Annotated in this window: 23 protein-coding genes; 5 read left to right on the top strand and 18 right to left on the bottom strand. The window is 44.7% G+C overall.

Features of this window, described 5'->3' with window-relative positions; genetic code table 11:
• Positions 1–368: 368 nt before the first annotated feature.
• The gene (locus HQN90_RS35285) at positions 369–1,466 is read right to left on the bottom strand and encodes a threonine aldolase family protein (RefSeq protein ID WP_173227524.1); all 1,098 of its coding nucleotides are present in this window, start codon (positions 1,464–1,466) and stop codon (positions 369–371) included.
• Positions 1,467–1,569: 103 nt separating this feature from the next.
• Here HQN90_RS35285 and HQN90_RS35280 point away from each other — a divergent pair, with 103 nt between their 5' ends.
• Positions 1,570–1,863, top strand: a complete 294-nt coding sequence (locus HQN90_RS35280) for a Rieske (2Fe-2S) protein (RefSeq protein ID WP_173227523.1) — start codon at positions 1,570–1,572, stop codon at positions 1,861–1,863.
• An 80-nt stretch (positions 1,864–1,943) separates the two neighbouring features.
• The gene (locus HQN90_RS35275; protein WP_173227522.1) at positions 1,944–3,284 is read left to right on the top strand and encodes an amino acid permease; all 1,341 of its coding nucleotides are present in this window, start codon (positions 1,944–1,946) and stop codon (positions 3,282–3,284) included.
• On the opposite strand, the gene HQN90_RS35270 is transcribed toward HQN90_RS35275, so the two are convergent.
• The 4 genes from HQN90_RS35270 to HQN90_RS35255 all read right to left on the bottom strand — a co-directional run bounded on the left by HQN90_RS35270 (position 3,281) and on the right by HQN90_RS35255 (position 7,502).
• Positions 3,281–3,907, bottom strand: coding sequence for a LysE family transporter (locus HQN90_RS35270; RefSeq protein ID WP_173227521.1), 627 nt, complete (start codon positions 3,905–3,907; stop codon positions 3,281–3,283). The two genes, HQN90_RS35275 and HQN90_RS35270, sit on opposite strands and share 4 nt — an antisense overlap.
• 218 nt (positions 3,908–4,125) lie before the next feature.
• Entirely contained in the window at positions 4,126–5,502 is a 1,377-nt protein-coding gene (locus HQN90_RS35265) for an MATE family efflux transporter (RefSeq protein ID WP_173227520.1), read from the bottom strand.
• 135 nt (positions 5,503–5,637) lie between these two features.
• Positions 5,638–6,657 carry a Gfo/Idh/MocA family protein gene (locus HQN90_RS35260; protein ID WP_173227519.1) on the bottom strand — a complete coding sequence of 340 codons (1,020 nt, stop codon included), beginning with the start codon at positions 6,655–6,657 and terminating at the stop codon, positions 5,638–5,640.
• Positions 6,658–6,659: 2 nt separating this feature from the next.
• Positions 6,660–7,502, bottom strand: coding sequence for a sugar phosphate isomerase/epimerase family protein (locus HQN90_RS35255; protein WP_173227518.1), 843 nt, complete (start codon positions 7,500–7,502; stop codon positions 6,660–6,662).
• Positions 7,503–7,650: 148 nt separating this feature from the next.
• Here HQN90_RS35255 and HQN90_RS35250 point away from each other — a divergent pair, with 148 nt between their 5' ends.
• Positions 7,651–8,559, top strand: a complete 909-nt coding sequence (locus tag HQN90_RS35250) for an AraC family transcriptional regulator (protein ID WP_173227517.1) — start codon at positions 7,651–7,653, stop codon at positions 8,557–8,559.
• Here HQN90_RS35250 and HQN90_RS35245 read toward each other — a convergent pair.
• From HQN90_RS35245 to HQN90_RS35205, 9 genes are all read right to left on the bottom strand, one after another.
• Positions 8,556–10,280: a hypothetical protein gene (locus tag HQN90_RS35245; RefSeq protein ID WP_173227516.1), complete on the bottom strand. Its 1,725-nt coding sequence runs from the start codon at positions 10,278–10,280 to the stop codon at positions 8,556–8,558. The two genes, HQN90_RS35250 and HQN90_RS35245, sit on opposite strands and share 4 nt — an antisense overlap.
• Positions 10,281–10,335: 55 nt before the next feature.
• Entirely contained in the window at positions 10,336–11,637 is a 1,302-nt protein-coding gene (locus HQN90_RS35240; RefSeq protein ID WP_173227515.1) for an efflux RND transporter periplasmic adaptor subunit, read from the bottom strand.
• An 11-nt stretch (positions 11,638–11,648) separates the two neighbouring features.
• Positions 11,649–14,762, bottom strand: a complete 3,114-nt coding sequence (locus HQN90_RS35235) for an efflux RND transporter permease subunit (RefSeq protein WP_173227514.1) — start codon at positions 14,760–14,762, stop codon at positions 11,649–11,651.
• A gap of 115 nt (positions 14,763–14,877) precedes the next feature.
• On the bottom strand, positions 14,878–16,272 hold the full coding sequence (locus HQN90_RS35230) for a sensor histidine kinase (protein WP_173227513.1): 1,395 nt from the start codon (positions 16,270–16,272) through the stop codon (positions 14,878–14,880).
• Positions 16,269–16,946, bottom strand: a complete 678-nt coding sequence (locus HQN90_RS35225) for a response regulator transcription factor (RefSeq protein WP_173227512.1) — start codon at positions 16,944–16,946, stop codon at positions 16,269–16,271. Before HQN90_RS35225 ends, HQN90_RS35230 begins: the two co-directional genes overlap by 4 nt.
• 40 nt (positions 16,947–16,986) lie before the next feature.
• Complete coding sequence (gene queC / locus HQN90_RS35220) at positions 16,987–17,703, bottom strand: 7-cyano-7-deazaguanine synthase QueC (protein WP_173227511.1); 717 nt, start codon at positions 17,701–17,703, stop codon at positions 16,987–16,989.
• A 53-nt stretch (positions 17,704–17,756) separates the two neighbouring features.
• A complete protein-coding gene (locus HQN90_RS35215) occupies positions 17,757–18,437 on the bottom strand; it encodes a 7-carboxy-7-deazaguanine synthase QueE (RefSeq protein WP_173227510.1) in 681 nt (226 codons plus the stop codon).
• A complete protein-coding gene (gene queD, locus HQN90_RS35210; protein ID WP_173227509.1) occupies positions 18,437–18,910 on the bottom strand; it encodes a 6-carboxytetrahydropterin synthase QueD in 474 nt (157 codons plus the stop codon). The genes HQN90_RS35215 and queD overlap by 1 nt, the downstream gene beginning before the upstream one ends.
• A 63-nt stretch (positions 18,911–18,973) precedes the next feature.
• The gene (locus HQN90_RS35205; protein WP_173227508.1) at positions 18,974–19,255 is read right to left on the bottom strand and encodes a hypothetical protein; all 282 of its coding nucleotides are present in this window, start codon (positions 19,253–19,255) and stop codon (positions 18,974–18,976) included.
• Positions 19,256–19,471: 216 nt separating this feature from the next.
• Between HQN90_RS35205 and HQN90_RS35200 the strand changes: the two genes are divergently transcribed.
• Positions 19,472–20,101: a nitroreductase family protein gene (locus tag HQN90_RS35200; protein WP_173227507.1), complete on the top strand. Its 630-nt coding sequence runs from the start codon at positions 19,472–19,474 to the stop codon at positions 20,099–20,101.
• A 76-nt stretch (positions 20,102–20,177) separates the two neighbouring features.
• Here the strand turns inward: HQN90_RS35200 and HQN90_RS35195 are convergent, their stop codons facing one another.
• Positions 20,178–21,251 (bottom strand): hypothetical protein, encoded by a 1,074-nt coding sequence (locus tag HQN90_RS35195; RefSeq protein ID WP_173227506.1) that lies wholly within the window; start codon positions 21,249–21,251, stop codon positions 20,178–20,180.
• A 154-nt stretch (positions 21,252–21,405) separates the two neighbouring features.
• On the opposite strand from HQN90_RS35195, the gene HQN90_RS38395 reads away from it, so the two are divergent.
• Positions 21,406–21,495 (top strand): YjcZ family sporulation protein, encoded by a 90-nt coding sequence (locus tag HQN90_RS38395; RefSeq protein ID WP_208629737.1) that lies wholly within the window; start codon positions 21,406–21,408, stop codon positions 21,493–21,495.
• A gap of 50 nt (positions 21,496–21,545) precedes the next feature.
• On the opposite strand, the gene HQN90_RS35190 is transcribed toward HQN90_RS38395, so the two are convergent.
• The 3 genes from HQN90_RS35190 to HQN90_RS35180 form a co-directional block, all read right to left on the bottom strand.
• Complete coding sequence (locus tag HQN90_RS35190) at positions 21,546–22,979, bottom strand: glycosyltransferase (protein WP_173227505.1); 1,434 nt, start codon at positions 22,977–22,979, stop codon at positions 21,546–21,548.
• A 2-nt stretch (positions 22,980–22,981) separates the two neighbouring features.
• Positions 22,982–25,639 (bottom strand): hypothetical protein, encoded by a 2,658-nt coding sequence (locus HQN90_RS35185; RefSeq protein WP_173227504.1) that lies wholly within the window; start codon positions 25,637–25,639, stop codon positions 22,982–22,984.
• Positions 25,640–25,749: 110 nt separating this feature from the next.
• Entirely contained in the window at positions 25,750–26,556 is an 807-nt protein-coding gene (locus tag HQN90_RS35180; protein WP_173227503.1) for a Cof-type HAD-IIB family hydrolase, read from the bottom strand.
• Between the last annotated feature and the right edge of the window lie 73 nt (positions 26,557–26,629).

The raw sequence follows: 26,629 nt of genomic DNA, 5'->3' as shown, positions 1-26,629 counted from the left end.
AAAAGGAACTGGAGTCCCCTATTTAGGGAATTTCAACTCGTTTTAGAGCCAAATTCACCAAATAAGGGACCACAGTTCCGTCTGACCTGCTGATTCACCACTTTTAAGCCAATTAACGTACCACAGTTCCGTTTCAGCTCATTTCTGACTTGCCATGCACGTGCACATGCATATTCATACTCACATACTCTCACTCATACGCATACTCTCATACTCTCTCACGTATACTCATACTCATACTCTTACTCTCTACTCTCTCACGCATACGCATACGCATACTCTTACTCTCTCACTCTCACGCATTCGCATACTCTTACTCTCACTCACGCCGAAGCCGAAGCCCGACTCCCCACCGCAGCCTCACTCACCTATTCGGACCTTGCCCGCAATGTCAGATCCAGCCATTCAAACGCATCGCTAAGCACCTGTTTAGGGATATGCCCATACCGGTCGCCCAGTGATACTTCAAACGAACAGCTTGATTCGTCGCTTTCTCTGAGATAAGCAGTTAAACCAACCCCGCAAGTTTCGTACATGGCGATCAAAATGGCTTCCAGCTCCTCCTTCGGGACGTGGATATGGACATGAAACATGTTCGTTACCGGAAGTAGCGGCAGTGTTTCAACAGCATGACAGTGATTGTATCGCTTCGCTAATTCTTTCGCTTCTTCGTAGTATTGACCCATTTTCGTTTGGCGCTGCTTGAAGTAATATTCAGCACTTAAAATATACGGATATAAGCTGATTAAATCTCCGCCATGCCGCCTTTTCCATATCTTAGACTCTTCCGTGAATGCCTCATCACCGGCAAGAACAGCTCCCGCGATTCCGCCAATCCCTTTGTAGAACGACATATAGACACTATCAAAAAGCGCACATATCTCGGCTGCTGACCTCTGGTAATAAGGGAGAATCTCCAACAGTCTAGCACCGTCGAGATGCAGCTTGATGCCTTTCTCGCGACAATAGCTCGAAATAGCTTCTAATTCCTCATAGGCCGGCAGTTGTCCACCGATCTCGCGTTGAGGCAGCTCCAGCAGTAAGCAGGCGATGTCCTCCTTTAGCTCACGCACATCCTCGAGCCGGATCAGCTTGTCCTTATCTGTCAATAAGACGGCTTCAATCTGATGCAACTGCTTTAACCCGTCTTCTTCGTGGATCTCCAGATGACATAACGGGTGATAGGCCACTCGTTTGATCCCTTTGGCATCGCACCAAATTCGCAAAGCGATTTGCTGCGCCATCGTGCCGCTAGGGAAAAATACGGCGGACTCTTTGCCGAAGAAAGCAGCCATTTCCGCTTGAAAGTCTTCAATCACTTTCCCTTTGCCATACTGGTCACTGTCCAGCTCATCTGCATAGTGATTCAAAACTTCTTTTAACACTTGAATATTTCTTTTGCCGTGGCCGCCGATCGGATAAGCCGTTTGCAGAAATGCTTGCTGTAAGGAATTCGTTGTCGTCATTTGTTAATTTCTCCTTTATGGTAGCCTTGCTCCTCCGACTTGGGTTAAAATGAACGTTAGCTTGCAAAATGAGCTTATTCTATGCAAAAAGGGGATTCCCATCATGAAAGAAATCCTGCTCGGAACCAAAGATCAATTTACAACCTTCCCAGCGGAGGTGCATGTACAAGGCAGAGCCTATTTTCTTACAGAGGTTGACGGTACTTATCAACTGCTATCGAGTGTCTGCCCCCATTCCGGTTACACGATAGAACTAGAGAACGGTGAGCTGGAGTGTCCGATGCATGGGTGGACATTCGAACTGCATACGGGTCGCTGTCATAATGTCCCCAGTGCTCGACTAGCCTCCTATGACGTAATCCATAAAGATAGCAGCCTTTTCGCCATAATGGCCTAATAAGCCTCTCCAGTATATTTTACCAATGGTCAAGCTATAATAACAGCTGTTATTATCCTTTATCTGCGTATAGGAGAGCTATGACGAAACAAAAGAAAAATAAATCCACCGCCAAGCTGGCTTGGTGGCAATTGTCTTTGCTGGGCGTGGCTTGTACGATTGGCACCGGTTTTTTTCTGGGCTCGGGCATCGGCATGACAATGGGCGGCGGGTCCGTCATTTTCATGTTTGTACTCGCGGCCTTTGGCACTTATATGGTCTATGATGTTCTGGCGAAAATGACGCAAGCGGACCCACAGCAAGGTTCCTTTCAAACATATGCCAAAAAAGCCTTTGGCCGCTCGGCAGGCTTTGCCAATGGTTGGGTCTACTGGAGTTCAGAACTTCTGATTATGGGAAGCCAGCTTACTGCCTTATCACTCTTCTCCCGTTTCTGGCTGCCAGCGATCCCCATGTGGGTATTCGCCTGTCTCTATGCCATCTTAGGCTTAGGTGTCATCTTGGCCGGGAATCAAGCTTTTGAGCGCACAGAGCGCGTCTTTGCCTTAATTAAAATATCCGCTATCCTCCTGTTTCTCGTCATTGCAGGTGCCGCGGTATTTGGATTTATCTCCGGAAGTCATCATCAACCTCATTTTCCTACGACAAAAGAAGCCTTTCTGCCTTCAGGTCAGCTTGGGGCTTGGTCCTCTTTCATTTATGCCTATTATGCTTTTGGCGGCATTGAAATCTTGGGACTGATGGCCACAAGGCTGAAGCGGCCTGAGGAGGCTCAGAAAGCAGGAAATGTGATGCTTCTCGTATTAACTGCCCTCTATATCGCATCGCTCATTCTGGCTTTAACGCTGCTGCCCCTAGGTGCCGTGCAAGACAAAGAGAGCCCTTTTCAGGCGGCTCTTGGCGCTTACCGACTTCCTTTCGTCCCTCATGTATTCAATGCCATTCTGATCATAGCTGGCTTCTCAACCATGGTCGCCTCTTTGTTTGCCGTAACCACCATTCTCGTTACTATGGCGCAAGATCAAGATGCCCCTTCTATATTTGCCAAAAGAACCAAAGGGATTCGACAAATGCCGCTTCCAGCCATTGGATTTACGACTGGCGGTATTGCGCTTGCTGTTCTTATGGCCCTTCTATTGCCCGAGAAGCTGTATGCTTATGTCAGTACGGCGGCTAGTATTATGCTGCTTTTGAACTGGCTTTTTATCCTGCTCTCTTCGGGTCGGTTGTTGCAGCTCACCCGTTGGGGCAAGCTGAAACGGTATATCGGGATGCTTCTAATCCTCACTGCAATCACAGGAACCCTATTTCATTCGACTAGCCGCCCCGGTTTCTGGGTTAGTCTTCTTTTTATCGTGATCATCGGCCTAGTCACCTTCGGCATGAGCTTCAAATGGAGGAAACAATCGCCACGCCATTAGCCAAAGAGGACATGAAAGGCTTTGAATCCGAAATGCAGGCCAAAGCCAATTAAAGATAATCCTGAAATGATCGAGATGACAGAAAGTGAGCGGGGTGTAAGAAAATGTTTAAAGGTGCTCGCCAAAGAAGCCATAAAGAGATCCCATAGAATAATTCCTATGAATAACATCCCCGTATACAACAGAACGTGATTTCTATCAAATTCAGCAATAGTTTCTGCTAAAACAGATCCGTAAATCCCCACCCAAAAGAGAATAGACAGCGGGCTGGTAATTGACATAATAAACCCGGCGAAGAACGATTTGGCCATCGTTTCTTCTGACTTGTAGTCTTCCTTCTGGAGCTTCCCGGCTCCGATTAAGCTTTCAATTCCCGTGTATAACAAAATAAAGCAGCCAAAAATCCATAGAAAAGTTTTCATGAACGGCGTTGTCAGAAAATGCACGAGTCCGAAATAAATCAGGATGATCAAAATGACATCAGCCAACATGCCTCCAATCCCGACAAGCCAAGCATGAAGAAATCCCCGCTTTATTCCTCTATCCAGCATAGCGGCATTAATGGGCCCAATCGGTGCCGACAGAGATATGCCCAAAAGCAAAAAACTAAGCATCGTTTGCAATTCACTCACCCACTCATTGGTTGATTCACAGCTTGTATCATCCTATTCTAAGGCAATAGCTTGTATAACCAATTGGCACTAAAAAAGTGGTTGACATTCACGTCCTATTGGAACAAATATACCAAAGAAGCGCAGCATTATTTGTAGCATCTACGACATGTCATAACCAAACCAAAAAACACAGATCCCCGATAAAAGGGTCTGTGTTTTGGGGAATACTATTCAGTAAGAACCACGCCAACGGGCTTAACGAGCGCTTTGCTTTTCCAAGCTCCACTTTTCCAGCGAAGATACATCAGGATACCTCGCAGCCATTCATCGACTACAAAAGCAATCCAAATCCCAAACAATCCCATGCCCAGATGAATTCCGAGCCAATAAGCGAGCGGTACGGCAACACCCCACATGGAGATAACGCCCATAAAAACAGGGAATTTAGCATCTCCGGCGGCCCGCAGGGAATTGATAACCACGAGGTTGAAGGTACGCCCAGGCTCTAAGATGATTGAAAGCAGCAAGATCGTTGATCCCATTGCGATAATGTCTGGATTGTCCGTGAATAATCCAAGCAGATTTTTGCGAAAAATAGCAGCAATGCCAACCACGACAAAAGTGACAACAAAACAAATCCGCAGGCTTTTTAGCAAGCGATGATATGCCGCTTTGAATTCACCCGCTCCGACCATATGACCGATAATGATCTCAGTCCCCATGCCGATCGCCATCCCCAGTGCCATGAAATAATTTGTTACGTTCATGACATAGACATGCGTGCTCAAAGCAACCTGCCCAATAATATTCACAAAGCTGACGATCATCAAGTACTGCGACTGCCAAGACAAATGCTCACCCGCTGACGGCAGCCCAATGCTTAGAATCTGTTTCACAATCCGGCTGTCAAAGGTGATGTAGTCTTTTAACCGAATCGGTGCAGGGATTCTACGATATAAAATGACAATGAGTACGATAAGTCCAAGCAACCGACTTACGATGGTTGATACCGCGGCACCAGTGACTCCTAGTTCAGGAAATCCTAAATTACCGAAGATGAGCAGACTGTTTCCCACGACATGAATGATGTTGACCCCAAGCGTAACATACATAACATCTCTAGTTTGCCCGTTCGAACGCAAGACAGAAGAAATGGCGTAGGATAATGCTTCAACCCAAATGAATGCACCAATTAAAGTTAAATATTTCTTGGCAATGTCAACCTGACCTGGGTCCAAATTCATCAAACGCATTAATGATTCACCAAAAACAACTAAGACAACACTTACGATAATACCAAAAATCAAGTTAATTGTGATTGCCAGCGCTGAAATACGGCTCGCTTCTTTCTTGCGGCCTGCCCCCAGATTCTGAGCGACTGCGACGCTAGTTCCGATGCCAACGAAACCAAACATCAGAATACAAAACACAATAATTTCATTCGCCAAGCCAACCGCGCCAGTGACTTGATCCGATATTCGACTTAGCATAAACACATCGGCAGTTCCCAGCATCATCCGCAGAACGGAATCAACGAAGATCGGCCATGTGACCGCGAACAGACTAAGCTTTTTCCAAGATGCTATTGATTCTGTGTCTTTCACTTCGTATGCTCCTTACTTTCAAATGCTTTTAGTTTAGGTTACGTAAGCGATTTCAGTCAAATGCTAGTAATAACCATAAAAAAACCATCAACCCATTCCGCATGGCATTGATGGTTCGTATTCAGCTGTTGCGTTTTATTTGACTTGTACCCAAGCACCGCGGCTGTCTGCTGATGCAATCTCTGCAACGGCAATTTCAATGCTGTCAAGCGTGCTGTAAGCCGTTTCCGTTGGAATAACTGCACCTTGAATCAACGTTTCAACGAAATACTTGATTTCTTGGTAATAACCCATTTCCGCAGAAATCTCTGGTTGAAAGCCTCCGCCTTCATTCAAATTCACTTTCAGAGCATTTCCTTGGAAAATGATATTTCCTTTTTCAAAATTAACGCGGAACTGCATATCGAATCCATAATCGCCTTCGAGTGTCCAGTCGGCTTGCGCATTAATAACTTTGCCATCCTCGTACAAATAGTTGGTGGAGACAACATCGTAACCGCTGCCAGGCACGACATTTTTCGCCAAGCACGAAACCGATTCCGGTTTGCCAAACAACCAATTGATTGTATCAATATCATGGACATGCATATCCAACAAAGCTCCGCCGCTCTTATCCTTCTCGATCAGCCACGGCCCCCAAGTTGGCGTAGCGCCGCCACGGTAGAAATAACCGGATAACGCTTTGCCATACGTTTGTTCTTCCACGGCTTGCTTCAGATAGACGTAAGCAGGCCAGAATCGCAAGCATTGTCCGATCAATAACTGTTTCCCATTAGCTTCTGCAGCTTGGATCATTTCCTGACATTCTTCCGCATTCAGTGCCATCGGCTTCTCACATAGTACATGAACACCGTGATTCAGACATTGAACTGAAATTTCTTTGTGCAAATACGTAGGCAATGTAATGCTGACACAATCCAATTGCTCTTTCTCGAGCATGTTAGCAACACTTGTATATTTATGAAACTGGCTGAAATCAACGCTTGAACCTGTCGTCTCAATATTGCCGCCAGCTCCTTGACCTGAGAGCTTAGTCTCATCGATATCACATAAAGCGACAAGTTTGATCGGAACGCCTTCCGCTTCAAGGCGAACATAATTATCAATGTGCGTGCGTCCCATAAAACCTACTCCGATTAATCCGACTCTCAGCATGATTAGTTCCTCCCTAAGATTGCATTCATAGCACCTGATGTATTGAAAATGATTTGTTCGCCGTAATGGGTATACCCCGGAATCATTTCTGCAATAACATAATCGTCATAACCGATCGCTTCTAGCGCTTTCACGACTTCTGGATAATTCACATCACCGGCAAGCAAATCTACAAAGCCATGCAAGCCTCCAGCTGTGCGGCGATAATCTTTGAAATGTACTTTTTTGATTCGTTTATTCAAAATAGCAATCCAATGCTCAGGGTAACCGGAATAAAGCACGTTCCCTACATCAAAGTAAGCGCCAACAAATGGGGAGTTGATTTTATCAATAAAGTCTCTCATTTCTAAAGGAGACAGCAAAAATTTGTTCCATACATTTTCGATTCCAATTGAAACGTTTTGCGCTTTGGCTTCTGCAGACAGCTCCTGCAGCGCTTCCAAAGCATAGTCGTAAGCCTGATCATAAGGTACGACCTCCGCATCGGGGATGAAATCTACCCCAACGGCTCCTGGCACCACAAGGATCGTATCCACACCAAGAATCGCAGCAAACTCAAGCTGTTTTTTGACGATCGCTTTCGCTTTCTCACGGATCTGCGGATTGCTGCTTGTTAAGGAATAAGTCCAATATAAACCACTAGCTAGGCTGCTGATGGCAATACCCGTTTCATCCGCTAGCTGACGGTAACCTTTGATTTCTTCTGCTGTGCTTTCCAGACTCAACTCACCAGTCTCATTCAATGCGAGCTCAATCCCATCGAATCCAGCGTTTTTCGCTAATACAATCGCTTCTTTCACTTTCAGTGAACTTGGAAATGACCAAATATTGATTCCTTTTTTCATCGTTATCTCCTCCGTCTCTATCATTTATTATAGAAGAGTACATAACGAGAATATTTACCTAAAAAGCCGATTTATTTGCACTTTCCAAAAACGAGTATGGTAAAATTGAGGATGGATTCATTAACCTGAAACAGAAAGGTCGGACAGCATGAAATTTCCACGCTTGCAGCTTCAAGAGTCACTAATCATTCAAAACCTTATTTCCTTTCATTATTTCGAATATGCCAAAGGGTATGTTTTTGAGGGAGAGCAGCATGACTTCTGGGAGTTGCTGTACGTCGATAAAGGCGAAGTTGAGGTGCGTGCCGATGATCAGGTCCATACGCTGCGCCAGGGGAATATGATCTTTCATAAACCAGAGGAATTCCATACCGTTAGTGTGAAGCATGAGCATAAGCCGCCAAATCTGATTGTCATATCATTCGAATGCATATCCCCGGCGATGTCCCATTTTGAGAATAAAATCATTGCTTTAGGCGATCGGGAACGCAATATGCTTTCTTTAATTATCCAAGAAGGATTTCAAGCTTTCCTTCCCCCTTTTGATCAATCTGCCGTTCATCACTTGGCGAGGAATCCGTCTGCACCATTTGGCTCTGAGCAAGTCATCAAATCCAACTTAGAGCTGCTGCTCATTACTTTAATCAGGCATCAAGACCAGTCATTTATCCAAGAGACTGTGAAACAATCTTCTCTACAAAAAGAAAAAGCTGAACAACGAATTGTTCAGCAAATTATTACCTATATGCAAGCCAATCTCTCGCAATCTTTCACCCAAGACCACTTATGTCAAACTTTTCACTTGGGCAAAAGCCGCTTAAAGGAGCTCTTCCAAACGCAATTGCAAACCAGTGTCATGGAAACCTTCAAGTCTCTCAAGATCGAGCAAGCGAAAACATTGATTCGCGAAGAGCCCTACAATTTCACAGAAATTGCTGCAATGCTTGGCTATACGAGCATACACTATTTCTCGAGGGACTTTAAGAAAGCGGTTGGCATGTCTCCCTCTGATTACGCCAAATCGGTGAAAGCCCGTGTTCAGCGGGATCAGAATTAACCCTTAATCACTTTCACCAATCGTTTCGAAGTCCCATTTGGCGTTTCAATCGTTTCATACACGTTCACAGTGTAAGGGTAGCTAACTTGATCAGTCGTAATGTTCGATGCATCAATCGTTTGAACACCGCTAATTAATTTATTCGGTCCTGTGAACGTCGCATCCTTCGAACCTACCACACGTCCGGCACTATCCACGATTTCAAATCTTAATTTGGAGAAATTGTTGTCTACGACAACATTCTCTTTTTGCGTAATCCCCAAATCAAGTCGGAACTTGTACGAATACGTCAATTGTGGCGTCGTCTGCGTGCTTACAGTGACATCGTTGAAAACCAGATCAAACGGATACAAGGAAATCGTTGAATCTGTTCCTTCTTTCTGAACATCCGTTTGCAGAGCAGCAATCGTCGTTGTATAAGGTGCCGCGGCTGCTGCATCAAGCAGCTTCAGGGAGAAGCTTGTGCCCGCTTCTGTTTGCGGAACCACATAAGCATAGCTGACCACGTAGCTTAAGCCTGGATTCAACATCGTCGTCACATTCGTTTGACGTGCTCCTTGATACGTAACCCCTTGTGAACTGACCAATTCAGATTGGAAATTCGGTGTCGCGATAGGCGCACTGCTCGTATTCGTTAATTTGAACTTAGCCACCGCTGTTTGATAACCCTCGCCTGGATTCTCGTGAAGATGAAGTTCCATCAACGATACTTGTGTTTGCTTATCGACAACTTTCGTTAATGGATCAAATGCAATCGGTTGGCCGATCGTATAAGGCACAGCAGTTGATTTCTCTTGATCCGCTTTTGGCCAGCTAATTGCTAGTTTACCCGTTGCTAGAGTCGTTGCTGGACCTTGACCTTCACCTTTAGACGCGAATGAATCCGTAGACAACACAACCAAGTTCGTTAAGGTCACACCATTTTCAACCGGGATCGCATAATGCAGGTATTTCTTCTCTCCGGCTTCCAAGGTTACAGGCTCTGCTTCGGAACGTTTGCCTTCATAGTTTTTCTGTTCGGATTGAGCATCCACGCGGAAAGCAGGTACCGTTTCTCTTCCTTCACCAGGATTGCTAGCCAAGAGCGTAATTACGGCTACGCGGCCTGTTGCCGTATCCTGCATGGACGTTTCAACTGTGGAATAGCTTAAACCGGAATTAACACCTGGAATCGTAAAGGATTGGCCCCAAGCCAAGTTGCCCAAATTTTGCAAAGCGGCTGCTCCTGTCCCGCCATACCAAACGGATGCCGTAGGCATAGTAAGCAGCGTAGTTTCTACTTTAGGGTAGGAATAGATATCTACATTTACAAAAGAAAGCTGGCTGACTTGACCGATTTCTTTGCTGTCAATCGAAGTCATATATACAAGCTCGCCGATTTCTTTGGGCTGCAAGGTTTCTTTGTTCCCTGCGCTAGGTTTCAGTGTATAGGAAACACCGCTCGTTGTTTGCAAACGCAGCTCATGTTCAGGCACTCTGTTCTGAGTCGTACCTCCGTTATACAGTCGAACAGTAACAGCAAGCTGAGAGCCGGACGCTGTTGGCGTCACGGCTACACTTTTAATCGCTGCACGGATATCACTAGTCAGTCCGTAATTTACAGTAGGAGCCGAAGTTACAGCCGATCCCGTATCAGCTGCCCAAACGGTCATACCACCTTGAACGAGCATCGTACCCAGTACAATGGCAGTCAGGCTTGTTTTCCATGGATTCTTTTTCATTTATATACTCTCCTTCATATGAAATGTTCACAGATGTCTATTCGTTCTCTGATGTTTATTTCTTGGCTTCAGGTGTCGCAGACGGAGCTGCTGAAGCAGCAGCACTATCTACTTTTTGCCCGTCTTTCAACGTGTTTTGCCCCGTTACAACTAGATTCTCGCCATCTTTTACGCCTTCAATCACTTCCTGATACTCTCCATTAATACGACCCAATTTTACTTTCCGTTTCGCATATTGATCGCCTTGTTTAACAAAAACATACGTATCTGACTCTTCACGAATGACGCTCAACGTAGGAATCGCCACTACTTTCTCTTCCGTTTCGGTCGTCAACTGTACCATGAACCGGGTACCTGGCTGCAGCTGATGATCTGCGTTGGCTACCTCCAGCTCTAACGTGTACGTTTTGGTTGCAGCACTCATAATGGGTGCTAAGTAGCTGATTTTGGCTGTTCCCTTTTTCTCGGGTTGATCCGGATTATAGTAAACAAGCTCTTGTTTACCTTTCACAAGCTGGTAGTTGGTTTCGGATAGCTCCGTTTTAATTTTAATAGGATCAATCTGCTGTACTTGACCTACTTTGCCTGCCGCGGCATTCACCGATTGTCCAACTACGACATTGAAGTCCGTTAAAATACCGCTGCTTGGCGCTTTGATTTCATAATTTTCTAAGGAACGAGTTGCGTCATCCAGAGCTAGGGTTGCTGATTCAGCTTGCGTCAGAATGGATGAGATTGAATCTGAGTTGTCAAATGCGGACAGCTTGCTTCGAGCCGCGTCCAAATTCATCTGCGCGTTGTCCAGCGCTTGTTTCACTTGATCCACTTGATGCTGAACGACAAGTCCTGCGTCATAATCATTGCGAGTTTTATTATAATCTTGCTGAGCATTGGTAAGGGCTGTTTGCGAACGCGTCACGTTGTCCGCCAAATCTTTGCGGTTATTTACTTTGTTGTCTTTGGCTTGCTGCAAGGACTCTTGTGCGCTTCTTAAGGAAAGCTCGCTCTTGCGCTTGTTTGACACGGCATCCTTATTATCAAGAACGAAGAGGACGTCGCCCTTTTGTACATACTCACCGCGGTTTTTCAGAACTTCGGTTACCTCGCCATTCGCTTTGGCTACGACATCCAGCGTCGTACCTGCCGCTACATCTGCAACCTGTTCAATCGGATTGCTGATTTTCTGTTTCTTAATTTCTTCCGTTTTAATCGTTCGTGGCGCTAATTGAACGGTTGCCGCTCCTTTTGCCCCTGGTGCTGAACAAGCTGAGGCGAGGACCGCGGCTGCTGTAAGCAGTGCGATCACTCCCATCGAGCGATATTTGAATTTACGTTTCCGAGAACTATCGTTAATCATCTATGTGCCTCCTATACCTCTAACGTACTTGTTGTTGTTTGTTCGGAACCTTTTTTGCGTTTGAACATACGACCAAAACGATTCTTCATGCTTTCTATCAATTCATAAATGATAGGCACGACAACGAGTGTCAGCAAAGTTGAAGTAATCAAACCACCGATAACAACAACGCCCAATCCTTTACCGATTAACCCGCCTTCAGCGGAAATTCCTAAAGCTAAAGGCACGAGGGCCATAATCGTAGCGCCTGCGGTCATAATAATCGGACGAAGTCTTACTTTCCCTGCTTCGATCAATGCATGACGTACGGTATAACCTTCTTCGCGCAACTGCTGCGCTCGGTCGATTAAGACAATGGCGTTCGTCACGACGATACCGATCAGCATGAGGAATCCGATCATGGAGGTTACAGTGAGCGGTTCTCTCGCAATAACAAGCCCGAGCAGTCCTCCAATAACAGCGAGCGGTAAAGAGAATAGAATCGCGAAAGGTGCGCTGGCATTGCCAAAAGCCAGTACCATGATCAAGTAAACAACGAATATGGCAGCTGCCATAGCAACGAACAATTGTTTGAAGCTGTCGTTAACATCATCCGACACGCCTGTGACTTTCGTCGTTACGCCTTCTGGCAATTGAACGTCTTTCAATGCAGTGCCTATTTTAGCACTGACGGCTGTTTTATTCTTATCGTTAATTTTCGCTGTAACTTTGACAAGCTGCTGCTGATCTTCACGCGCCAGCGAAGCAGCGCCTTTAGTTTCATTGATTTTCGCAACCTCTTTGAGCAACACTTTAGAGCCGTTTGTAGCGGTTAATGGGATATTACCCAACTTCTCAAGGGTATCTTTATCCACTTTTTCCAGAGATACTGTCGTTGTATAGACAATATTGTCAAACTTCATGTCGCCCAAACTTTGTTTCTGAATCCATGCACGCGCTGTATCTCGAACTGAGGATGAGCTCAAGCCATACGCTCTTGCTTTCTTCTGATCCACAGCGATTTCAATTTCGGTTTTCGCATCACTTAAATTATCGGCAATCTCGCTAAGCTCTGGGAAAGTTTGCAGCTTCTCCTTCACCAGGCTTGCCGCTTTTTCTAATTGCAATTGGTCTTCACCTTGCAAGGTGTAAGCAAAGTCTGTCGATGCACCGCCAAAGTCACCTTCCATGGACTTGGACTCCACTTCTGAGCCGTTTGGCAATTCAGATAAAATGTATGCCTTCATTTCAGCAGTTACCAGTGTAGGATCAACTTTATCATTCAACTGAACGAAAATTTGCGAAGCGTACGGTGTCCGTTCATCATCTTTCCCGGCGTAACCGACTAAGCCTTCAACAAATTTAAACACGGGCTCACCCGTAGAATCCTTCGCACCTAGGAAGAAAGTCTCGATTTCTTTGGTTTTCGCATCTGTCGCTTCAAAAGAAGTGGCATAGGGCAATTTCAATTGGAAGTACAGCGTTGTCGAAGGTGCAGCAGCTGGCAAGAAAGCAACAGACAGGAACGGTACGGTTCCTGCGACCGTGACAACGAGCAGCAGCAATGAAATAAGCAGTGTTTTAATACGATTTGTCAAGCTCCAAGTTAATACTTTTTCATAGAATGTTGTCAAACGTGTCGGTTTGTTTTCATCATGATGCCCCTTGCCTGGCTTACTTCGAAGCACAAGCAGTTTGGACAGCATCGGAATCACGGTTAAGGCAACAATTAAGGAAGATAATAGAGCACAAGCGATCGTTAATGCAAAAGGTCTAAAGAATCCGCCGATTACACCTGTTACCAAAGCTAGTGGAGCAAAAACCCCTACAGTGGCAAGCGTTGAAGATGTAATGGCCATGGAAACTTGTTTCGTTGCTAACGCGATAACAGATTCTTTGCGTTCTTGCGCTTTTTCCAAGGAAGCATAAATATTCTCAATAACGACAATCGAGTCATCGACGACACGTCCTACTGCGATAAATATACCGCCAAGCGTCATCGTATTCAGGGTTAAGCCCAACTGGGACATTAACAGCAAGGTAATCAAAATCGATAACGGAATCGAGACGAGAACAATTAACGTCATCCTTACGTTTCTTAGGAAAACCAGAATCATCAAGGATGCCAGAATGGCCCCAACGATACCTTCACGCACAAGTCCAGCAATCGATTCTTTAATTTGATCGGCACTGTTATAGGTATTTTTGAAAGTAATATTCGGAAGCGTGTGCTCCCATTCGCCAATCATTTTCTCAATAGAACTTGAGAATTCGACGGCATTGGCACTGCCAGCTTTGTACAAAATCATACCGATCGCTGGTTTGCCATCCAATCGACCATTGAAATCTGACTCCGTAATGGCCTTAACTTTGGCCACTTGGTTGAGCAGCACGATATCGCCCTTCGGCGTAGTAATCTCCACCTGTTCTAGGTCGAATAAGCTGGATAAATTACCGGTAACACGGGTCATTTTGTTATTGCCGCTGATTTCGACACTGCCAATCGGACTTGCGGCCGCGGCAGAAGTAATGGCGTTACTCACCATGCCAGGTGATAGTCCATAAACATCGAGAGCAGAAGCATCCAGCTCGATATCAAGGGACGTGCTTCTGGCACCAATAACGTCCATATGGTCAATCCCTTTAATGCCTTCAAGTCCTGGTTTGATTTTATCTTTGAAAGACTTATCAAGCTCGGTTTGACTGACCCCATCATTTGCATAAGCAACTAAATAGTTGGATGGGAAGGATGCTGCCCCAAATGTGGAGGCCTTCGGCGCTCCTGCTGTGGCTGGAAGCTTAACTTCGGCTAGCATGTCTTGCACAGCTTGCTTTTTCTTATCAACGTCGACATTTTGTTTGAACATGATGATAACCATCGAAAAGTTATCACTCGACGTTGATTGCATCGAATCCAAATCTTCTAGATTAGCTAGTTTTTCTTCGATTGGATCCGTAATTTCATCCATGACATCCTTCGGCGCTCCGGTATACGTCGTAGTTACCGCAACTACCGGGAAGGAGACGTTAGGCATGTTCTCAACTTTAAGTTGTGTAGCTGAATAAAGTCCGCCTACAAAAAGCATGATCATGATTATGAATAATGCCGAAACATTTTTCATAGAAAAGTGTGTAAGTCGATTCATTCCTTTACTCCCCTCATCAAGTGATTCTATGTATAAGATACAGGTACAATATGAACCCAATATGAACAAACCAAAAAAACCTTGGAAATAATAATAGCCTCCAAGGTTTTTCAGCTTATTTCTTATGAGAATTGAACATCACGGGGATCGTAACCGTAAATTGTGTGCCTTGATCCATTTCACTATGTACTTCAATGGTACCATGATGAAGCTCAACAATTTTACGGACAATCGCCAGACCCAAGCCGCTTCCATCTGTCTCTCGCTGCCTGGCCGAATCAGCCTTATAGAACCGGTCGAAAATCCGTTCTTGATCCGCAGCCGCGATGCCCCTGCCGCTATCCTGAATCCGAACTCGCACCCGATCATTGAGGGGCTCCAAGCGAATGCGAATCGTGCCTTCTGGCGGCGTGAATTTAATCGCATTACCCAATAAATTCATCCAGACCTGACTTAATTGATCGGCATCTGCTGTTATTTTCACGCGTGGAAGCTCCAAATCCAGCTCCAACTGCTTACTTGTCCATTGCGGTTCATAGAAAACAGCCACTCTGCGCAATTGTTCGTCCAAATCAAATAGGGTTGGGTGAAAAGGATGGTGTTCGGATTCGAGAGAGGCTAGCTTCAATAGATTTTCACTTAGGCGGGACAAGCGTTCACTTTCACGTTCAATGATTTCCAAATAAAAGCCCCGCTCGGACTCATCAATTTCGGAACCTCGCAATGCTTTCGAGAAGCCACGTATCGACGTTAACGGTGACTGAATCTCATGCGAAACATTCGAAACAAAGTCCTGTCTCATCTGTTCCAGCTGTTTCAACTCGCCTGCCATATGATTGAAGCTTTGTGCAAGCTTCCCTAATTCATCTTTCTGATTGGAGGAAACATGCACGTTGAAATTGCCGCGGGATAGCCGTTCAGTAGCCAGAGTCAGCTTCTTCAGCGGATTTACCAAGTAACGCGAAGCGATCAGAATCAGCAAACTGCCCACAGCAAGAACGATGACAAGGACGGAAATAATGATGGTCTGCGCTTGGTGTTTGGCCATTTCATTGAAATTGGGATGAATGAATATCGCATAGGTTTTATCTCCGACATGCAGCGGCAGTCCGATTTTCATGCGATTAAAGGGATCTTTCGGCATCTCATAATCCAAGCTTTTATAAATATTTCCGGCTAGGACATCAGCAACCTCCCACTCCTGAATGCGTGGAACTCCCTTTTTGTCCAATTTAATTGGGGTTGTAGACTCCCCTTTTTCATTAAATAAAGTAAAGCTGTAATTCTCATTGAGCCGATTGCTCCCAGACAGAAAAGAGTCCAAATTCTTCGGTTGTACGTCCTGGCTTAAGGTAATAATTTGCTTGCCCATCGCTAACATTTCCGCTTGGACGTCACTGGAAATCCAATTCGTGAATAGCACCGTAGCAAGAGGAAAAGCGACTAACAAACTGATCACAACGACAGCTAAAAAAGTCAGGACAACTCTCGTATACAGGGACTTAATCATGCTCTCACCTCAAGCCTGTAGCCAAGTCCACGTATCGTTGCAATTCGAAACTCCTCCGTTACAGGTTCGAAGCGTTCACGCAACCGTTTAATATGAACATCCACTGTACGTTCATCGCCTTCATAATCCATTCCCCAGATTTGCTCGATCAGTTGGGTACGAGTGAAAATTTGTCCTGGGTAGCTTGCCAGCTTATATAGCAGTTCGAACTCTTTTAAAGGCAGCAATAGACGTTGATCTTGCAACCGAACCTCTAGACTAGTACGATCAATCGTTAACTGGCCCAGTGCAATCGTCTGAGAAACATTGATGCGGTAGCGTTTCAACAATGCTTTGACACGCATGACCAGCTCAACAGGGTCAAAAGGCTTCACTAGGTAATCGTCCGTGCCCAGCTGGAAGCCTTTCACTTTATGGACAGACTCACTTTTGGCTGTCACCATTAAGAGAGGAAGATCGCTGTACTGCGCCCTTAACTCGCGGCATAGCTCCCAACCATCCATCAAAGGCATCATTACATCCAGGACGACAAGATCCGCTTGCGTCGTTTCAAGCATTTTAAGTGCTTCTTGCCCATTCTTGGCTTGTATGACAGTCAAGCCTTCTCCAACCAAATAAACGCGAATCAGCTCCCTGATATCTGCGTCATCATCCACCACCATCACTCTGGTCATGCAACGCTCCGCCTTTCCACCTGCAGGTGCTTGTACGATATTAAATGAGATATGGGATAGGGTCCTTAGAACCTGCTTCTTCAAAACCTTTCAAGCGCAAGCGACAGCTGTCACAGACGCCACAAGCCTCAGCTTTTCCGTTATAACAAGATGTCGTCAGTTCATAAGGCACGCCAATTTTCAAGCCTTCTTCAATAATCTTGGCTTTGGTCCAATCAATCAGAGGGGTTTCGATCGTGATGCCTTTGCCTTCCACGCCAACCTTCGTCGCAAGGGCGATCACTTCTTCTACTTTATGAATAAACGCTGGACGGCAATCGGGATAGCCGCTGTAATCCAGCGCATTGACTCCGATATAAATGGCTTCTGAACCCGTCACTTCCGCATAGGATGTGGCAATGGAAAGAAACAGCAAATTGCGCCCTGGGACATACGTAACTGGAATTTCTGATTCACCTGCATCTGGATGTGCACCATCCATCACATTAGGCACTTCAATCGTATCATCCGTTAAGGCACTTCCGCCAAAATCGCGCAAGAAATCCAGCTTGATGATCTTATGATGATTGCTCACACCATAATGTTCAGCCACTTGCTTGGCATTCTCGATTTCAATCTTATGACGCTGGCCATAGTCAAAAGATAGCGGATATAACTCATATCCGGCTTCCTTGGCAAGTCCCATGCAGGTTGTACTATCTAATCCGCCACTTAAAATAATAACGGCTCTTTTCTTCGTCACTTCGCTGCTGCTCATATCGACACCTCTTTTGTATTCTTGTGTGGCACAAATCTTAAGCGATGCTCCCGTTACACTCCGCGCATCGCTGGATCCCAAATAATTTTGTGAAGCTGCATGTTCAGCTTCACCTTGGACAACCCTGCAGCCAGCATATGCTCGACAAGCTTATGCGGCGGCATCGTCTCCCACACGGGGCTGAACATCGGCAGCGCCTTCGTCGGATGCTGCTCCAGCACCTCTACCGCGGTGCGGAAGTCCAACTCGCTGCCGATGACGAACTTCAGCTCGTCCTGCTCGCGCAGCAGCGCGAAGTTGCTCATGATCATCTGCTCCATCTCGCCTGAATCCGGCAGCTTAAAGTCCATAATGTAGCGCACCTTCGGCGAAGCGACCCGCTCCACGAACAGGGCAAGATCGATCGCGCCGTTCGTCTCGATATGCAGGTCATCGACCTGCTCAAGCTCAGCGAGCGCCTCAATCAAGGCAAGCGACTTCTCGCCGTACAAGAGCGGCTCGCCGCCGGTCAAACAAATATGCCGGGAGCGGAACGAACTGACCTTGCTGACAATCTCAGCAATGGTCATGACGTTCTCTGCCTCGGCGGGCGGGTAGCTGTACTTGGTGTCACACCAGGAACAGCGCAGGTTGCAACCAAAAAGACGGACGAAGACTGTCGGGAACCCTGCACGGGTTCCCTCCCCTTCAACCGTCTCGAAGATTTCCACCATCGGAATGCGGATATCTCGCATTACAGATCCTCCTCCATCATTGCGCGCGTAATCGCCGCGTAGCTGGTCGGCGTCTCCCACAAGCGAATTTCTTCCAGCTTAATCGCAGGGAAAAGCTGCTCATCCACAAGCGCTTGATGAATTTCTTCGTACATCCAGACGACCATATTTTCAGCCGTCGTATTCATAGCCGGCAGCACATCGTTCAAATATTTATGGTCCAAGCGATCTATGACGCGTTCCTTGGCAATGCGTTTAATATCTCCAAAATCTATCGCGATCCCTCGGCTATCTACTTGTCCGCGCATGATAACTTGCAGCTTATAGGTGTGGCCGTGCAGATTTTTACATTTTCCCTCATAACAATGCAAATGATGCGCACTGTCAAACGTAAACTCTTTGGAAATCAAAACAAATTTGTTGTGATATTTTAATTGGTTCTCTTGGATGTCGCGCCCCAACATTTGCACATCTCTGGGGATGTCGTAGCTCATATCTATCACCTCATAAATTATGAAAAAACAGTACTCTACATGATATCACGAGGAGCACCCTTCTCACAATCCATCTGTCGGATTCCTTCTTCCTTTGTGTGTCCAGTCCAAATGACTGCGAATTTCCTGAATGCGTTCATTTTCACTGCGCAAATCCATTTCAATCAGCGCCGTTAGTGTTTCAATTTGACTTACCACCGTTTCGGGAAGTTCCACCTCTTCAACTGATTTCACAATATACAGCAAGCATTGCAAAGTCTCGTCCATTAGACTCTTTTTCTTCCCTGTTAGAACAACTTCTGACAAAAAAATAAGGTGGCTCAGCTCTTTTTGCGTCAATTTCAAGAGGAACATCCCCTTTCTTCTTTTCATTATCCAACATTTTCCGACATCGCGGAAGACTCTCTTGACAACAATAACTATAACATTTATGATTACAGTATTAATTGTTATAGAAATGTTTACAGTTAAGCAGCTTTTGTACTAATATTTACATGCATGCTTTCTAACCAGATAAAACACACTAAAAAGAATTTATTATCTTTCCTGGAGGGAAACCAAATGAGCACACAAGTTCAAAATGAAGTATTAAAAGTATTAGAAGAGCGTCATTCCGTTAAGCAGTACCAAGTAGGACACCAAATTCCAAAAGAAGTGCTTGAGCAAATTCTAACCGCAACATCCCAAGCTCCATCAGCTTGGAACCTCCAACACTGGAAGCTTCTCGTTATTGACGATCAAGCACAAAAAGAGAAATTGCTTCCTATCGCTTATGGACAAAAACAAATCGTTGAAAGCTCCGTAGTTATCGCTATTCTGGGTGATCTTGAAGCAAACAAAAATGCTGATGCCGTGTTCGGTCCAGCCGTAGACGCAGGTTTCATGCCGCAAGCGATGAAAGACAACCTTGTTGCTCAAATCGAAGGCGCTTATCAACACCCGCAAGTTGCTCGCGACGAAGCTATTCGCAACGCTTCCCTCGCTGCGATGCAGCTTATGGTTGCCGCTAAATCCCTTGGCTATGATACTTGCCCAATGGGCGGCTATGACGCAGGCAAATTCGTCGAGGCGTTCAACGTGCCATCCCGTTATGTGCCTGTTATGCTAATCAGCTTAGGCCTGGCAGCTACTCCTGCAAGATCCGCAGGTCGTTTCTCCTTAGATCAAGTTGTTGTTTCCAACTCTTTCTAAGTTCAAATAAGAAAAGGCATGCCTTCCATCTACTTATGGAAGTCCATGCCTTTTTATATGTTTATATAAGCATCTATCAATGAAATTGATCGGTCTCGAACCAGATTTCATCAATAAGCTTATTTCTGTAAAGCATCGAGACATTGAAGGTTTCATAGTCTTTTTCCTTATCCAGCTCATCCAGCAGCAAAGAAGCTATCAGCTCCCGATCATCCGAATCTCCTGGCTCGCGGAAATCAATGAACCCGGTTAATTGTCGTGAACTAACATCAACAGTTGCAGTACCAATGGGTAACCCACCGTAGGATTGCTGATAAATTTCATACGTCAATGTATCTCCATCATCCCTGGCCATTACGATCGTATAATCCTCTGGATTGGGTGGAGTCAGGGCATCCACTTGGATCTCATCAGCCAAGTCTAATAAATCAATATGTGTCAATTCGATTGTATCAATCGTTTCTCCCTTATAAATCATGTTGAAAACAAAGGAATCCGTCTCATCCTCATTGAAATCAGCGACGATCAGCTCCGTTACCAAATCCATCTCTTCCACAAAAGGATCAAACTTCCACTTCACATCTCCTACCACATCTGAACCATACACATGGGTTGCCACTTCAGCAACCAGCTCCGATTCTTTATCATACACATGGTACTCCACACGATTTCTGTTCTCGCCAACAATCACAAGCTCATAGCCTTGATTCTTCTTGCGCTCCTCAATCATATCCATTTGATCCAGCCCATAATCCGCATCAATATCCTCAAAGCGGTTCTCATCACTTACCCACTCAAATTCGACTTCATCCTGATGCAAATCGGCTAAAGCATCCACTTCGAAGATAGCTGGTTGCAAAGCATGATCTGTGGCAATCACAAAATCATACTCACTATAGCTGACTAACACCTCGCAATCCTTTATGCTGTATGCATCAATCACATCCTGAATATAAGACTGTACGAACTCGTACACCTTATTTTTGTTTGTAATCGTTATAGACTGCTGCTCCAGATGAATCGAGCCTTTAAGTCGATCCGATTCCCTGTAGACTAGCGTTAACGTACCGACAAACTCTCCATTATACATAATATCGCAGACTTCACCGCCTGCTGTTTTCAGGTCAGGTCTAAGCATAATATCGGCCACGACTTTATTCGCCTCCTCTACAGATCTTATGATTCTTCCGTAGATTCCCCCAACATCGGCCAAATTATGAGTAATCAGGATAAACGTCTATACACATTTGTCCCCGGGTTCATATCCTATCTTATAAACAGTAGTTAAAAGGAGGAATTCATACATGTCCGCTGTCGGAGGTTACTCATCGGCTGGTGCCATTCTGGTACTTTTCATTTTGTTGGTCATTATTACTAGTGCTTTTGTACTCTAAGATAAAAGCAAAGAGACGGTTTCCACCACGTGGAGGCCGTCTCTTCTTATTTAAGCATGATCCTTATTTAAACGTTGACGCTCGGATTCGATTGCTGTGATCTTGGATTTCATTCCTTCTGTTATGTCCGGGTGATTCAGATGTTTGTTGAAAATCCCTCTGGCTCTGGATAATTTCCCGGCACGCATCGCAAGCTCTCCTAACGCAACCTCAGCTTTCCATTCTCCGATCTGGTAATCAGCACTTACGCTGCCGCGATAGTTTGGCAAACAGGTTAGCGATTTCTTAATACTACTCTCCGCTAATCGGAGTAAAGCATCTGCTTGTTTCATCCGTACCTGAGCCAAATTAAAATGCATATCTGGGAAATCCGGATTTAAGGTTATCGCTTTAAGACAATATGTCTCAGCTTGCGAATAGTCCTTGCGTACCATCATCATTTGAACAAGGAATTTGTATACGTCAGGCATCCTGCCGAATGAAGGCGTTTGAAGCCCTAATCGTTCTGCTTCCAGCAGCGCAGCTAATGCCTGTTCCTCTTCCCCTGCTCCAAGTGACTCACGACCGTAATATAACCAATGTCCGGGATTATCAGGTTCTTCCTGCGTCATAAGCTTCAATAAGCGAAGATTTCGCTCAAATTTGGCTCTGCTTTGCATAACAGACGGCTCATATCCGTGATGCTGCAGTCTGATTTTAACCGCTCGTCGGTAGATGTCATTGTGAAATATCCCTTTGCTAGTTCCAATCTGCTCATGAACACGTCCAAGAAATCTAAGTCCTCTCCGTACTGGGAACATACGAATTTGCGAGAAATCATGGTACACCGTGCCACTTACCTGATTCAGATGCCAAACATGCAGAGCAGGAACGATGTCCAGATGATGAAATACACCAGCTGCTTCTCGGACTGAAGCAACGTCTTCAGGCACTAGAATATCATCAGCATCTACCCATATGACCCAGTCCGATTCCACATGTGGAAGTCCACTATTTCGAGCTCCCGCGAAATCGTCCTCCCATGTAATGGGAATCACCTTTACTTTCGGATAGCGAGCTGCAATCCTTCGTGTTTCATCCGTTGAGGAATCAACGACAAGAATTTCATCAACCGCACCTTGCAGAGCCATGATGCAATTGGCAATGTTCGCGGCTTCATTTTGAGCCAGAATGGCCGCTGCAACAGTTACCTTCGGCACCTTCAGCAGTTCATCTATATCTTCGCGTCTCTGGGCAGAAGAAACTTGTCCCAGCTTCTTGTAAATATGATTCACCCATTGGGCTTGAGGATCAAGCAGCCAGGCACGATCGAATACGCGCTTGGCCGCTTGGCCTTGATTCTGAAGGAGGAGAGCTTCACCTAACATGACCCAGAGTTGGGCATCTAACGGATTTTTACTTATGGCTTGTTTTAAAACATTTTCGGCCTCTGTGAATTGCTGCTGCTGGAATAACGCAATGATGGATTCTTGTAGTTGCTGCATATTTACTCCGTTGGCTTAACAAATGGGACGATAAACTCCCGACTTTCGCTCTCTGGTGTACCTTTTTCAGGATCAATAATGAATATGGTGTTGGTATGTGTGGTTTCCGCATCTGAAATCCTCATCGTGTAACCACCCGTTTCATATGTAATTTCTGAAACAGTCGTTACCGTTAAATAGTTGAAGAAATTACCGGCAAGCGTATTTGCGTCAAATGCTGGGTATAGACGCTTAAAACTTATGGCTGGTTTGCTTGTCCCATCTTCAGGAGTACTGCTTGGCGAGATCACGTTGATTTTAAAATCGTTTTGATACCAATCATACCCTCTGAAACTTGCAGACAAGATTTTCATAGAAGAACTTGTACCAGCACCGGAAACGGCAGCATCGAATTTCAAATAATTATTTTCATAAACAGCAGCAGTTACCGAAGAAACATTACTTGATTTGGCACTGAGCAAAGTTTTATCTGAACCTAACCCCCAATAGCTATTGATATCCAAAATAAAGCTGCTGGTCCCCGCTGCATTTGATTCATACATATCCATTTCATTATTGATTTGAGGGAATAAAGTATTTTTATTATCAATCTGAACTTTTAATATCGTGGGAACTTGGTGTATAGCGTCATAAGCTTGTATTTCTCGAATGACAGATGAAGAATTGACTACTGAACTTTTTAACATACTTCCTGTAACAGGCATTTCGTAAACCGATCCACTGAATGGCACAATCTTAACTTTATAATGCATTTCATCAGCTTCAGGATCTGTAAAAATTTCGCTTAAATCAATCTCTGATCCACCAGATAAATGAAGTGCCGCGACACTTGGATCATAATCAGGGTTAGAGGCATCATTTGAAAAGTGTTTGACTAGCTCATTTCCAACATTTAATGCAGGAGCTTGGTTAGGAGTACCAGGCGATTCACTAACAGTAACTTTAAAAGTTTCTGCCTCAGAATAACCACCATAGTTATCCATCCCTCGCACAGTAAACGTGGTCTCACCTGCACTAATCGGCTTTATGTACCAATTATGATTATCTTCATTGCGATAAAGCTTAACATTATTATTATCCGAAACAATATCAAGGGATATGGAATCTTCATCTTCATCGATAAAATAGTCTTCTAAAATGCCTAAACTTATTTCCCCGCTTGTTTGTTCGATCGTCCGATCTACAAATGGATTTGGCAGTCCATCGAGTACCAAAACAGGACTATGGTTTTCCCTTACTGTTACCTGAAAAGAATGAGGTTCCCCTATTCCGCCGCTGTTATCTTTTGCAGTTACTGTAAGCGTGGCAGTACCTGCTTCCTTCGATCTTAGACGTAAAGTCCCTTCAATATCGACAATGTCGGCAACTTCCGGATTGCTGGAAACTTTCTCAACGGTTATCGGATCGGCATTAGGATCAATAAACAGCTCTTCGATTCTTCCTAAATCTACAAATTGCCATTCAATTGTACTTCTATTAGTAAACGAATGCCCTTCTTGTAAAATAGGCGCCCCATTCACTTTCACTCTAAACGAAAGCGGAATGGAACTACCGCCATGATTATCGTTGGCAGTAACTGTGATTATTGCTTCTCCTGCTGTATTTGCTTTTAAATACCAACGATTATCTACTTTTCTAACCAATTCTGCATGATTATTATCCGTAGTTACAGATAGAGTAATAGGATCCTCGTCTGGATCAGTAAAAAATTGTTCCAATACGCCTAAATCTATTTCCACCGTACCATTCTGTATCGTGCGATCCTTAAATGGATTGGCTTGACCATTCAAAGTAAACACTGGAACGTGATTCTGCGTAGCAGTTTGAACCGATACTGTAAATGGAGGCAATACTACACTATTTCCATGATTATCAGTTGCTGTAATTGTAAATTCTGTTATCCCAATACGATTAGCCTTGATGCTCATACCTGGGGGTTTGGCTTGAAGTTCAGCGGCATGATCACCTTCCACGTTAACTGCCGATGAACTTACAGAAATGATATCGCCTTCATCCGGGTCAGTAAAATAACTGGCAAGACTATCTAAATCAATCTCTTCCCCTATAGTAAGATCTTGATCATGAAATGGATTGGTTTGATTTACAAAAGGAGGATGGTTGCCTTCGGTTGTTCCAGGAATTTTGGCGGGGCCGATTGTGGAGAGAAGATTCTTAACAGAAGCAGCATCCGTGTAATGAGATGGATTGGCAATCATTTTTTGGACTGTATCTACAATGTTGAAACTTCTTGGTTCTGCAGCCAATGCATCTACGATCACGTCAAAAACTTCTTTAAATCGTGCTCCATCGTTCCTATAATTTATCGTAAAAGTTGCTGTCCCGACTGAACCAGGATGAATTTTCAACAAACCCGCTGATTGGTAACTAGCTTCAAAACCGGCAATGCGTGGATCACTCGAGGTAATCTCAAAATTAGAGGCATACGTACCTAAAATAGATTTCAAATCGATTATTTTCAACCTGTCGGATAGCGGAACGACCAGATTGCTCATCTCATCGACTAATGTAGGTTCTGTTTCATAGGCAGATACATTCAGCTCAAAAGGCGTTCCTGCCACAAACGGCATGCTTGCCAGAACAGAAGTCAATGCTACTGTAGCCGCTTTCCTCTTCTTGCTTGGCCTTATCTTGTTTCCCAAAATCATCACATCCCTGACTAGTATTCATGCTCTCATTCTATCATACGCTATAATATGGAAACACCCCTGAAACGACAAAAATCCCCAAAAAGCGAGGATTTTATCCAAATTTAATATGATAAACAATATTTAACTAAAGCTTCATGCACACCTTGTTCATTATTAGAAGATGTGACAGCATCCGCGGCTTTCAACACACCCTCAGGAGAATTGGCCACAGCGATACCTAAGCCGGCAAAATCCATCATTTCCAAATCATTATAATAATTGCCGATGGCCATAATTTCGCTCGGATCAATCTCCAGAGACGCTGCCAATGCTTTTAGAGCGTTGCCTTTATTAGCGGCTGGGCTCATGACATCAATAAATAAATCCCCGCTTCTAATCATCCGCAAATGACCATATAATTGCTGCTCTTCCCATTCCTTCTGAACTCGGTCCAAAATATCCGATTGACTAAAAAGCGTATATTTCACAATTGGAAGTCCAAGCTCTGATACATCGGTTACCAGTTTGGGGGTTATCAGGAACTTCTTGTACATCTGCTTCTCATATGCACTAATCCGTTCAATATACATATTAAAAGAGGTGCACACATCGAAATGAATCCCCTCTTTTCTCACATAGCCTAACATAGATTCAATTTCTGGTAATGTAAAAGCAAACTCATTGACTAAGGTGAGTCCACGTTCATCTGCATAAACCGTTGCAGCACCGTTATGCGTAATCATCGTTCCTTCTAAACCAAGCTGCTGAAGAAGAGGCAGCGTACTGTCAGGAGCCCTTCCAGTGCACAGCACAATGTGTGCTCCTTGATCATGCACTTCACGAATGGTTTGAATCGTTTGAGCCGTCAGTTCATGCTCATCCGTTAAAAGCGTTCCGTCTACGTCCAGAGCAATTAGTCGATATGTCAAAGTATTCTCTCTCCTTGTCTCCCATTTAGATCGTTTAATTGTACCATAGGCCAACAGGTTATTCACCGATTTC

Source organism: Paenibacillus alba, from assembly GCF_013204855.1.
GTDB classification, from domain to species: Bacteria; Bacillota; Bacilli; order Paenibacillales; family NBRC-103111; genus Paenibacillus_E; species Paenibacillus_E alba.
This window is presented reverse-complemented; position numbering and strand designations above follow the sequence as displayed.

Bases quoted from the DNA above. Each gene is read 5' to 3' on its own strand.
- HQN90_RS35285 (WP_173227524.1), bottom strand. From the start codon at position 1,466: ATGACGACAACGAATTCCTTACAGCAAGCATTTCTGCAAACGGCTTAT.
- HQN90_RS35280 (WP_173227523.1), top strand. From the start codon at position 1,570: ATGAAAGAAATCCTGCTCGGAACCAAAGATCAATTTACAACCTTCCCA.
- HQN90_RS35275 (WP_173227522.1), top strand. From the start codon at position 1,944: ATGACGAAACAAAAGAAAAATAAATCCACCGCCAAGCTGGCTTGGTGG.
- HQN90_RS35260 (WP_173227519.1), bottom strand. From the start codon at position 6,657: ATGCTGAGAGTCGGATTAATCGGAGTAGGTTTTATGGGACGCACGCAC.
- HQN90_RS35255 (WP_173227518.1), bottom strand. From the start codon at position 7,502: ATGAAAAAAGGAATCAATATTTGGTCATTTCCAAGTTCACTGAAAGTG.
- HQN90_RS35250 (WP_173227517.1), top strand. From the start codon at position 7,651: ATGAAATTTCCACGCTTGCAGCTTCAAGAGTCACTAATCATTCAAAAC.
- HQN90_RS35245 (WP_173227516.1), bottom strand. From the start codon at position 10,280: ATGAAAAAGAATCCATGGAAAACAAGCCTGACTGCCATTGTACTGGGT.
- HQN90_RS35240 (WP_173227515.1), bottom strand. From the start codon at position 11,637: ATGATTAACGATAGTTCTCGGAAACGTAAATTCAAATATCGCTCGATG.
- HQN90_RS35235 (WP_173227514.1), bottom strand. From the start codon at position 14,762: ATGAATCGACTTACACACTTTTCTATGAAAAATGTTTCGGCATTATTC.
- HQN90_RS35230 (WP_173227513.1), bottom strand. From the start codon at position 16,272: ATGATTAAGTCCCTGTATACGAGAGTTGTCCTGACTTTTTTAGCTGTC.
- HQN90_RS35225 (WP_173227512.1), bottom strand. From the start codon at position 16,946: ATGACCAGAGTGATGGTGGTGGATGATGACGCAGATATCAGGGAGCTG.
- queC (WP_173227511.1), bottom strand. From the start codon at position 17,703: ATGAGCAGCAGCGAAGTGACGAAGAAAAGAGCCGTTATTATTTTAAGT.
- HQN90_RS35215 (WP_173227510.1), bottom strand. From the start codon at position 18,437: ATGCGAGATATCCGCATTCCGATGGTGGAAATCTTCGAGACGGTTGAA.
- queD (WP_173227509.1), bottom strand. From the start codon at position 18,910: ATGAGCTACGACATCCCCAGAGATGTGCAAATGTTGGGGCGCGACATC.
- HQN90_RS35200 (WP_173227507.1), top strand. From the start codon at position 19,472: ATGAGCACACAAGTTCAAAATGAAGTATTAAAAGTATTAGAAGAGCGT.
- HQN90_RS38395 (WP_208629737.1), top strand. From the start codon at position 21,406: ATGTCCGCTGTCGGAGGTTACTCATCGGCTGGTGCCATTCTGGTACTT.
- HQN90_RS35190 (WP_173227505.1), bottom strand. From the start codon at position 22,979: ATGCAGCAACTACAAGAATCCATCATTGCGTTATTCCAGCAGCAGCAA.